Origin of the sequence: Brevibacterium moorei (genome assembly GCF_024580735.1) — a bacterium.
Classification (GTDB): domain Bacteria; phylum Actinomycetota; class Actinomycetes; order Actinomycetales; family Brevibacteriaceae; genus Brevibacterium; species Brevibacterium moorei.
The window spans coordinates 36,496-47,859 of the sequence record NZ_JANIJX010000012.1; the positions used below are offsets into that span (position 1 = coordinate 36,496).

Sequence of the window (11,364 nt, forward strand, 5' to 3'; positions counted from 1 at the left end):
CGGAATCTTACGCTTCACTTCATCAGGCATGACTTCATAGTGTTCGTCCTTAGAACTTCGGACGATCCACGCTCTTGGCCGCAAATTCTGCCTGCCAGTCACTGCCCATATCCTCAAAAGTCATCATCTACGGGGACAGGGGAGTCTATTTCGTTCACGCCCCGTTGTATCACTTACCACGACGCAGCCAACACTCCTACGGAATATCCAGGTCTTCATCAGGCGAATAATTAATTTCATTCCACACTTTCTCGTACTGATCACGCATATGCTCCACCATCTCATACAATTCTTCCGTGGCGTTTTCCGCATCCTCTAAATCAGATCGAACCTGCTCCAAAACCTCATTTATCTCCTTAATTTCAGCTTCCGTCGAACTCCCTTCTTCTGACTCCCACTGGCGATACTCGTAGTCTTCCAAAACTGTCGGACCGGCTGAAAGTACTGTGAAAACATCGTCAACCAAGAAGTCCAGCTGACTTAGACCGGCTACCGCCGCCATCTTCCAAGAGGCAACCTTCCGGCTATATTGACCAGTCTCATCGTGATCCCCCATGCCCAGGCCGAACGATTTGAAACCGGCCCGCAGCGACGAGGCGCTCGATTCGTTGCGGTCGACACACTGAAGCGCCGACTGCAAGGCAAGAAGACCACCTTTCATTAATCGTTCATCATCGGTCAGCTGAGATGCGAAGGCCTCATCCAGTAGGTACTCCCGGCTATCAGTGGACAATGCCAACACGTAGTCGAGGAAGACCTCCAGGATCCGTCCTGCAGTTCCCGGATCAGTGTCCTCAGCCGTCATGGGGCACAGTTGCAGTTTCCCGGCCCAAGCCCGTTCGTCTAGAGAGTCACGCGACAGAGTCAGAGCTACCGCGTTCCGTGAGATCTTGCCTGGTTCGACGGCCCGCACATCGTGCACGATCTGATGGAAGTGGTCGTCCCCCAGGCCGAAGCCGACGAACACCAACCGCTTGGTCACTAGGCTTGCCTTGACCAGGGCAGCCAGCACATTCCGATTGGCGTCGAAACCCAGGTAGTCATCGCGCGTCAACACGATCGAGTCCTGGTCGGTCACGGACCCGTGCATCTTCAACAGCCAGCGAGTGGCAGCGTCATCTGAACCGCCGTCGTCCGGACTGGGGATGACCGCACAGGGCGCTCCTGCGTCTTCGCTGGCTTTCTCGAAGAGGGTGTCGTAGTTCAGAGTAATAGCCTGCTCCAACGGTAGCGAGGCCAGCAGAGTCGGCGCCAGACCGTATCTTTCCACCTCAACACGCTCCGCCACTGCAAGATTGAACTTCGCCTGGTCGCCGTACACATTGAGGAGGATCTCAGCCTGGTCCAGCACGTTCTTCCCAGACAGTCGCTGACGCTCACTGCTTGTCAGGCCCGCGCCGACGGCCAAGCCATCAACTAGGCCACCCCAGCTTGGGGCTCCTGCAGACATGCTGACGCCCGCACCCATGAACGGGACGATCTTCCCGGCGATTGCATCCCTCGCAAGTTCGCCGGCCATCGCCTTCAGTTCTCCGTTGAGCTCTGACCAGCCGGTCTCCACATTCGATCGCCGAATCCGCTGGGCCAGTGCCAGCTGCGCTGCGTCGCGGACGACCAGCACAATGTCAACCTGATGCCGCTCGGCAGCCACCGTTGCGGCCTTCAGGATGGTCTGAATAAGGTCGCCGATGACCGCAGCGCCTCCACCACCGCTGGCCCCTAGTACTGGCATTGCCAGCAATGGCAGAGGACGCCCATGCAATAGCGCGCTACCACCCATCCTCTGACCGGCCCCCGCCTGGTACTCCATGCCGCGGTCGATCGCACGTCGGGCAACAGCCACAAACTCGTCAATGATCGGTTCGAACTCGTCGGCGCTCCCAAACCCATGGAAGGGCACTGCAGTGAACACCGGCATTGGACTGGGCCCCAGCCAGGAATCCGGTGCCGCCGCGTGGGCATCCCCTGACAAGAACTCCTCATTGTGAAAGCCTGCAATGGCCTTCTCGAGTTCCGGATTTCCCCGACGCCAGTGTCGGCGCACACTCAACGTCTGATCCGTCGGCACCATCCAGGCGCTGCAGGCTACGTGCGTCAGGTCTCCACGGGTCACAAACACATGCGGGGTCATTTTAGGGGTAACTTTCGTCCAGGGTCAGCAATCCAGATCGCCGACTTAGTTTTTCTTGGCAGCCTTTGGACGCCAGATGCGTAGGCCTTAAGCGGTTCAGAATCACCATCAATGAAATATGCGCGAAGCGCCTTCATAGCTTTGTTTTCAAGCTGTCGGATCCGTTCGCGGGTAACACCAAATATCTTCCCCAGTTCCTCCAGAACCATCTTTTCGCCAGTAAGACACCCAGCACGCCCTAGAATGATATATCTATCACGCTCAGGTAGATAACTAAGGATCTCATCAAACTTGCGTGCATTCCATACCCGTACCGACTCTGCAACTACGATTTCAGCGGGATCCGGAACAACATAGACCTCATCGATGATGATACGGTCAGCAAGGCTTACCCACTCATCCAGTGGTCCATACGGTATAGAGTGCTCCAGAATGTCATCGAGCGAAATCGGCTGAACCCGCTCAACCAGGTCAACCTTCACATGATCGTGTTCTTTACACGAATCTCTGTTCCTACAAGCCCTCGCAACACTAACCTGATCCGACATATGTACTGGAAGACGAACAGTGCGACCCAAATCCGCTATCGCCCTAGAGACTGCCTGGCGAATCCACCAGCTCGCATACGTGGAGAACTTATTCCCCTGAGTATAGTCAAACTTCTGAACAGCTCGAACTAGCCCGGAGTTCCCTTCCTGTATTAGATCAAGAAGATCCAACTTGTGTCCCGCATGCAGATACCTCTTGGCAATACTAACCACCAAACGAAGGTTGGAACGCAGAAATAAGTTATATGCGTCAGCGCCCTCCGCCACAGCCCATTCCAAGTCAAGACCCCGACGGCGCGTACGGATGTTCTCGGTCTGCAACAGGTGCCGAGCAAATAGCCCGGCCTCAATCCGCTTACTCAGTTCGACCTCCTCGTCCGCCGTCAATAGGGGTGTCTCACCGACCTGCGCAAGATAAAACTTGAGAAGATCACCGTCGAAGGCCTGCTCGCCTATGTGCTCGTCACACCGGCTCCTATCATTGCTACTGGGAAGGTCATCTTCATCCGGCTCTTCGCGCAAGACGATTTTGGAACTCCGCGCAGGCGCTGAGGGCTCTATCACTTCCCCTGCTTCTGCTGCAGCGTCTTTAGGCTGACGATTCGCTTCACCCCGTCCACCTGCGGCTGGCTGTGCGCTTTGAATGAATTCTTGCTTGAGGAACCTACGCAGGTCGTGAACCTGACGTTCGGTGAACACTGCATGACGGTGCGCCCATGGGAGGATCCCAATGAGCGGATGAGCAGTGCGGACCGTAGGATCCTCGACAGTATTAGCCGCATACAGCAACACCAATCGTCCACATCCGCCATCGGCCTTTCGACGAATGACGCGACCAAGGCGTTGAATACTCTGCCGTGCTTGTTTGGAACCGGAGACAATGATCGCAAGGTCAGCGGCCGGCACGTCGATACCCTCGTCGAGTACCCGCGGAGCGCATAATGCTTTGACTCGACTCGCACCGAAACTCTGAAGAGCCTTACGCCTTTCGACCGGGGTTGCCACGCTACTAACTACCTCTGTCAAGATTCCGCATCCACGCAGCACATTCGCTGACACGTCTGAGGTACCAATCGTCTCGGAAAAGAGCAGGGTCCCGTTCGAACTGGTTACGACTGTGGAAAGCTGCGACAACAAGGCCTGCTTACCGCGTGCTCCAGCCAGTAACTGTTGACGCCGACTGACCGCTTCAAGATATTTCCGGGCCATGATGCAGTTAGGCGACTGATCATGTTCACGACTGGCAAGCCGATGAATCGCCGTAAAAAATCTGTTGGCGCTTGCGTGGTCCAGTTTTAACCTGGCCTTCAACCCTGCGCCCAGTTTAGTAATCCGACTGGTCGTATCTTCATAGACTGACCGTTCGCCTGATGTCAGCTGCACTCCGACGAAGGCGATCTTGAACGGCGATATAACACCGTCTCTTAATGCCCTGTCATACCAAAGTCGGAATACCACCCCACCAAAGTAAGGATCCAACGTGAACTTCTGGGCGTCATCACTACGTGTATAGGTGGCCGTTAGGCCCAAGCGGTAGTGGAACCTCTCGCTCAGAGCCTTCACGAATGATGGGGCCCCATAACGATGGCACTCATCGGCAATCAGCATGCCACTCTGGTGAGCAGACAACAGCTCATGCCGCGCGGCTGAATTGATGATTGCAACCAGCACGTCACATGAGTCCAGTGAATCGTGCCGACCGTTACCTAGCGTCCCGACTCGGGCTTCTGGAATCGTAGTTGCCAGTCGTTCCTGCCATTGAATTTGAAGCTCGGCCGTCGGAACAATGACCAAGGTGCGAATTCCCGCTTTGAAAGCTTCAAACGCGGCAGTGATTCCGATCATGGTCTTACCTGCGCCAGTCACCGCCTCGACCACACCCCTGCAACCGGCTGCGTACCAGTTCGTCAGTGCCTCAACCTGCCACTCCCACAGATGTGGATTTGAAATCCGGGGAGAACGTAACTGCAACGACCGAACAAATGGGTCGGTGTTCGTCTCGAGCTCGCCGCCTGACGACGAGGCAGGACGGGAGATCAGTGCTTCGCTCATGAGCAGTCCTTCACCATGTGCAGCAGTGCCGCTGCCAAAATTCTTCTATGCTTCGCACCCTAATGGAGACCTCTGACACCGCTCTGCCTCACCTTTGAACACTCACGACATCATCCGGCCCGACAGTGACCTTCCCGCGGGCGACCAACCAGTCAATCGTCACGTTCATACGTTCCTTGATCTTGGCACCCATCCGTGACCAGCCAAACACCTCCATAACCCCACGGATCAGTTCTTCCTTGGACATGTCCCCAGCACTGCGCAGCGCATCGCCCATGACATTTCCCAGCTCTACGTGGCTGACCTCACCGATGCCCAGCACGGTATCGGCGTTATACCGTGGTCGGTACCCTGAGTACGTGTCCGGAGTCAGATCGTCAGGCCAGTAGAAATCACCCAGGTCCTGGCCGTGAACCGGCTTCCGGCTACTGCAACTGAGAATCTGCTTCTTCCGCGCAACTGAAACACGCATGAGTCCGAACCGATTGCCAACAACCTTGGCCAGACGATCGGCCTGAATTGGTCCTTCTACCTCGATGATGTCGTCGATCTCCGCTGCGATCTTCGCCTTGTTCTCCTTGGTCTGGTAGTTATCAAGTACTGACTGCTCACCGATAACTTCATTAGGGGCCTCGACGAACTCGTATTCCCCGGATCGGTCGACAGCTTCTTGTTCCCTTTGTTCTGCGGCAACAGGCGCGGATGCTTCTTCGTTGTCTACTGTCGGCGCAATGCTCTGGAGCGGGGTAGCCCCGACCAGAGCACCTGCGGATGTCGTCGGGTTCGTGTCCTGACTGTCTATGCTCTCCGGTGCCGGGATCTGTACTGTCACCATACGATCCGGGTCACTGTCCGAGTCGGCTGGCGATTTCGCTGTCTCCACGGGCTTCCCCACCGTCGAGGCCTGTTGCTCAGCAACCTCGTCGTGCTCTGTTGCGGGTGTGACCGTTTCCACTGCATCGTTCGAAGCGGCTGGACCAACCGGAGCAATCGGCGCATATTGCCGTTCGGTCTCTCCAGCCAGCTGCACTACGCGGTCGACGACTCCGGTAGGATCGCTGATCCAGTCCACCAGCATGATCTGGGCCGTGGCGTCCCATCCCATCACGCCTTGCAGGATGGCCCCGGGCAATGTCATCCGATCTGATGTCGTCTTACGTCCAGCCCACTCCGGAGAATCCAGCAGCAGTCCGACCCAGCCATGTTCGTCATCACTGCGAACCGCCAAGTTGACCCGGAAGTCCGAGGTTCCGACGTCCTCCAGCACTTCCAGACCGACACTATGCAAGGCTGCGGACAGGCCCGTACGGAACATATCAACCGCAGCGCTGTGCCTCTCATCATGGGCACCGTAGGGCTCTTGTGCCTCGGCCGCGGCAAGGTAATCCCGCAGATCCAACACTCCCTGAGCCGAGGTCCGTGCGGGGTTGATATCGGCTGCACGGATCGATGTGAAGATTACGACGGCACGCCGGGCGCGGGTGACCGCCACGTTCAGACGGCGTTCCCCACCCGCGTTGTTCAACGGCCCGAAGTTGTGGCTGAGCTTTCCAGTATCAGGGTTCTTCGAAAAGGCAATGGAGAACAGGATGACATCGCGTTCGTCTCCCTGCACGCTTTCCAGATTCTTGACGAATACCGGTTCTTCAGCGCGCTCCAGCGACCTCCGGACCTCCGCGTCTGAAGACTGTTCCATCAGGTCCAGAATCAGATCACGTTGCTGGGTATTGAACGTGACCACTCCAATGGATGCCGTCGGGTTCACCGCCAGTCGTACGGAGATGTCTTCCACTACTGCTTCGGCCTCGGCCTGATTCGTCCGAGTGCCCTTCTTACCGGAGTCGAATACGCCGTTGACGAACCGGCTGCTTACCCCCAGACCGTCCCGGTTTTCGGGAGGTGCCGGGAAGACCTGCAAGTTGCCCTCGTAGTACTTCGCATTCGAGAAGCTGATGAGGCTGTCGTGCTGCGAGCGGTAGTGCCAGCGCAGCCATTTTCGCGACAGACCAGAATTCGCCACTTCGCTCAGGATTGATTCCTGATCGGTCGCGGCGAAAGTCGGGCGAACGAGCGCTGTCACGGTCGCATCCCCCTGTACCGCTGAGGACGTACCGACGATGTCCACCAGTTGCTGTGCTTCGGGCGCTAACGACTGTGTGGGTGCGATGTCGGTTAGCTCCTCTTCGTCACCAGCGCTCGAGGTGCTGAACGCGCTGGTGGGCGGCATCTGCTTGGAGTCACCCACAACGACGACGGAGTCCGCCCGGCCGATCGCGCCGATCGCATCGGCTACCTTGACCTGGGAAGCTTCATCGAAGATCACCGTGTCGAAGTGAGTGGTGTCGATCGGAAGCGACCGGGCTACGGTCGCAGGGCTCATGAGCACAACCGGGGTCAGACGCAGCACTTCGTCAGAGAAGCGTTCGAATATGCGACGGATCGAGCCACCACTCTTACGGTCCAGTTCCTTCCGCAGTCCAACGCTCGGTTCAAAGCCGGCCCGTTGCTCCAGCAATCGTGCGGGCAATTCTTGTTTTGTCATGGTGCGCAGCTTGTCGCTGATGTCGACATACTCTTTGACGCGCTTCAAGTATCTGGACCCGTCGAAGGTGTCCATATCGTGTCGACGCAGTTCTCGTAACAGGCGTTCACGAGCGGCTGCCAATTCCAGAGCCGCTTGCAGTCCTTCTGGCCTCTCACCAGACGCTATCCGGGCGGTTGCAGACCCCAACCCCAAGCTGTTCAATCCTGCGAGGGCCGATTGCAGGCGCAGCTGGCGCGACAGGTTGGTCTGGGCAACCTCATCGGACAGCATTTGCCGCCATTCCGCACGGCATGTAGATAAACGCGCAGGCAGACGAGCGTCGAATCCCCTGGTCTGGAGGGGGTGGCTCCCCTCCCATTCGCGATTTGATTCCCGGTCACCGCTAAGCCAGGCCTCCAGCGAAGCGTTGCTCGCACCGGCGGCCGACACCAGCCTGCTCCAGGTCTGTTCGAATTCCCCCAGCAGCTCGGTTACTCTGCCCATTTTCAACGTCGCCCGATGATCCGCAACCATCTTGTTCACGACGCCAACCAGTTCTGGGGCACAACGAAGGAAGTCTTGGAGCTTGGCCGCGTGTTCGGCAAAATCACGTTCAGTTTCGTAGCGCCTGTCCAGTTCCTGCATCGCAGCCTCGGCATGCAACGGAAGCCGACGGTAGGGGCCGTCGAGCCCCACGTCCTGACGCGCAGCGGCCTCAGACCTCCGATATGCGTCCAGGCCGGTCAAAAAGCGGATGACTTCGGACGGAGCTCCGCCTGCAATCCGGCCTTCCAAGGGCGACCCCTGCTGTACCAACGGCAGAATCCTGTTGAGCACAGTGGCAACCTTCTTCTTCCTTCCCAGCCGACCACTGTTCTGCGCGGCTTCGAACTCCTGCTGCAGTTGGACGGCATTCGCCATGGCCGCAGCAGGGCTCAGCTGCACGGCGAAGGCTGCCCACGTTTGGACGAATTGCCCCAAGTTCTGTCTTTGACGGTTTGCAGTTTCAGTGCCGATCCGATGCTGCTGTAGCTGGTCCGGGAACACGCCACTACCGGTGTCAAGATCGCGCAACCATGCCGTGAAGGCCTCATTTTGAGCACTATCGCAGGCCTGCAGGATCTGGAAGATCTCTGGCGGAATCTCATCGAATACGCCCAGTAGCTTCTTCACCGCGCCGAAGAAGCCCCGGAGCGCGTCGGCGTCCTGTGCGGAAAAATCGGGTCCTACCAGCAACCAGTTGACGGACAAGCGTTCTCCCCGTGCCCGGGTGTACGCACGGTTCAGTTCTGTAAGCAGCTGATTGATATGGTCCGAGGACGCAGCCAGGAGTTCGTCCGAGACATGTATCTGCTCAGCCTGCCAGTTCTGCTCAGCCGGCATAGCGCGTTCGAGGACTGCGCAACGCTGATACGAGTTCCAGATGGAATCGGCGCCCGCAGCGGCACTGTGACCATCCCCGTGCACGCTGTGCGGATATTCGTCCAGATCGGTGATCACCCGCGCCAGCTTGGTACGCAACGCATCGAATACGGCACGATTGCTCTGGCCCTGTGCCCGAATCGCCGCTCGTAGCTGGGTCCGGACCTTGCCCACTGTTTGATCGATCCCGTGGGCGTTAAGCGTCAATGGCTTTAGGCCCACCTGGTCCAATCGATCCTCCACCACGGATAACGCAGCCTGTTTTTCCGCCACGAACAGGATGGTGCGATCGTGAGCCAGGCTGTTGGCGATGATGTTGGCGATCGTCTGCGACTTACCCGTTCCCGGAGGGCCCTCCAAAACGAAGCTCTCCCCTGCAGAGGCAGCCTTGACCGATTCCAACTGGCTGCCGTCGGCCGGCAAGGGCAAGAACGCTTCGGCTTCATCCTGCGGTTCTACGTGAACTTGCTGAGCCGAAGTCTGCATCAACTCACCGGAGTCGTAAATCAAATGCTTCACAACATCATTACCGGCAAGCTCCTGCCAGTGGTCGCCCACATCCCGCCACATGTCCAGACTGGCGAATTTCACTAGAGCCAACTGTGCAATGCCCTCAACGGAGAACCCCAGCCCTTCCCCGATGAAACGCTGGCGCAGTTCTTGGAAGATCCGTGCCACATCGATCCCACTGTCATCGGTCGGTGGTTCCTCCAGCTGCGGAATCGTCATCCCGTATTCCTGCTTGAGCTTTTCGATCAATGCATAGTTCGCGTGTAATTCGCTATTGGGTTCCACCCGCATGGAGTACGGCTTCGAGGGGCTGCCGGTGAGCTCCACCGGAAGCAGGAACAACGGACTCAAGGCTTCACTTCCACTGACGGAGCTGGACTTCACCGGCCACCGGAGGAATCCGACGGCCAGGTACAGGGCATTGGAACCGCTCTCCTCCAACATCGCTTTGGCTTCGCGCCGCAGAGTATTGAGCTTCGATAGCGCACCACCACGTGCCGATTTGACGAAGACTCGGCCTTCATCGTTGAACAGCGAGGTCAGGCGTGCATCCGAATACTGCACGGCCGATTCCACCCCTCGGACCGCGTCGATTTCCTCCACCACATTATCCGGAGTTAGTTCGACTCTCTGGTTGTCGGCTAACAGATCCTCCAGGATGGGCAAGTCCGCCTCTGGCAGAAGAATCCTCACTCCACGCCCTGCCGAAAGCTTCAGCAGCGGATTGCGCAGTGACAGATCGAGCAGTTCGGAACGCCACTTCTGAACACGCAGCGGGAGCTCGCCTCCGCCAAGCCTCATTCGTTCATCCACGTGCGTCTGTCCCGCGTCATCCGTGGCTGACTTCGCGCCGGATTTGCGTGCCCGCTCCAGTGGGTCCGCCTGGCGAGCACCGGTCGCAGGTTCGACGTACACCACCTGCTTGGTCCCGTCGGCTGAGGTCGACATCGTCGGTAGGGGCATGACGCGACGATGCGCGACGGAAACGCTCACAACATATTCGACAGAACTTCCGCCCTGCGCTGCTTGAGCTGCGGCCTTCACCGCTTCGTCGAAACCGACGTCATGTCCGGCGGTGGCCGCGGTAGTTTCCACTGGGATGAAGTATCCGCTACCGAACAGGTTGGTAATAGATCCGGTGTCGGTCATTGCAGAGGGTGTGTTCAATTCCCTTAGCGAGAAGCCGACGAAGGCGTGGCCAGGAAGCACCACGATATAGGGTTGCAGGCCGGCTTCCTCAAGGGCCGCGGCAAATAGCACCGTGGTATCCAGGCAAGTCCCGAAGCGTGTATCCAATACCGCGTCCGAAGTTCTGACCTTCTGCCCGGAGTCCTCGAAGGAGGCCGGTGGGGTTGCGTAGCGGATGTCCAAGCCCTTGATCGCGTCGTAGATCGCACGGGCCGTGTCGACCACGCGTTCCGCGTCCCGTTGATAACCTACCAACGAAGGGTCATCAGTCCGTTCCTGTAGAAGGTCGGCTGCTGCAGACAGTACCTTTGTTACGGCATGCGCGCGGGGCTGGACGAAGGCGGCAATCGTCTCGGGTATATTCAGCGGGCTCCATTGGTCGTGGGCCAGGAAACGAACGTCCACGGAACGCTTGGTAAAGGTGCCGTCCAGCTCAAATTCCAGGTCGATGATGTCCGGTGTCGCTTCGTCCAGGGCGAAGAAGGCCGATGTGTCGAGGCCCCATTTCAGTGCGCTCTGCGGGGCCCAGAAGTACTTGCCGGATTCGATCTGCAAGTCAGCGCCATGCCAGCCGGCCCCATCGTCGAACCGGCCGGACCGCAGATGGGCGCGTAGACCGGTAATTGTGTGCGTAACCTTGGCAGCCGGATCCTCTACCGGATCCACTGCAATGCCCAGGCCCGCGAAGATGCCGATCCCATTGTGAACCAACGCGAAGTTCAGATCCTCCCGAAAGAAAAGTCCGACCTTCACATCTCCAAAGGGGTAGACCACCAGATTCAGCCCATGTGTGCCACCGGGCAACTCCGATACGAATCGTTCTACAGCGCGCTCAGTCAGCTCATCCAACACTCTCGGTTACCCCGCCCATCGTACCCACGACCTGACTGCCACCCCAGACAGCCCGAAGGCCCCAGAATGGCATCAGGTCCATTGTGAGCAAACTTACCAGCAGGCGGTGACACCGCCAGATTCAGGAACGAATTGGT

3 protein-coding genes are annotated in these 11,364 nt (G+C 58.0%); all 3 read right to left on the minus strand.

Annotated features, from left to right (window positions below; genetic code table 11):
• Positions 1-196: 196 nt before the first annotated feature.
• Positions 197-1,912, minus strand: a complete 1,716-nt coding sequence (locus NQ034_RS09275; RefSeq protein WP_257048468.1) for an SIR2 family NAD-dependent protein deacylase — start codon at positions 1,910-1,912, stop codon at positions 197-199.
• Between the two features lie 215 nt (positions 1,913-2,127).
• Positions 2,128-4,731 carry a sigma-70 family RNA polymerase sigma factor gene (locus tag NQ034_RS09280; protein ID WP_257048469.1) on the minus strand — a complete coding sequence of 868 codons (2,604 nt, stop codon included), beginning with the start codon at positions 4,729-4,731 and terminating at the stop codon, positions 2,128-2,130.
• An 88-nt stretch (positions 4,732-4,819) separates the two neighbouring features.
• On the minus strand, positions 4,820-11,227 hold the full coding sequence (locus NQ034_RS09285) for a DUF3320 domain-containing protein (RefSeq protein ID WP_257048470.1): 6,408 nt from the start codon (positions 11,225-11,227) through the stop codon (positions 4,820-4,822).
• Positions 11,228-11,364: the final 137 nt, after the last annotated feature.

What these genes read in the sequence shown, in the direction of transcription:
- NQ034_RS09280 (WP_257048469.1), bottom strand. Translation starts at nt 4,731, where the DNA reads ATGAGCGAAGCACTGATCTCCCGTCCTGCCTCGTCGTCAGGCGGCGAG.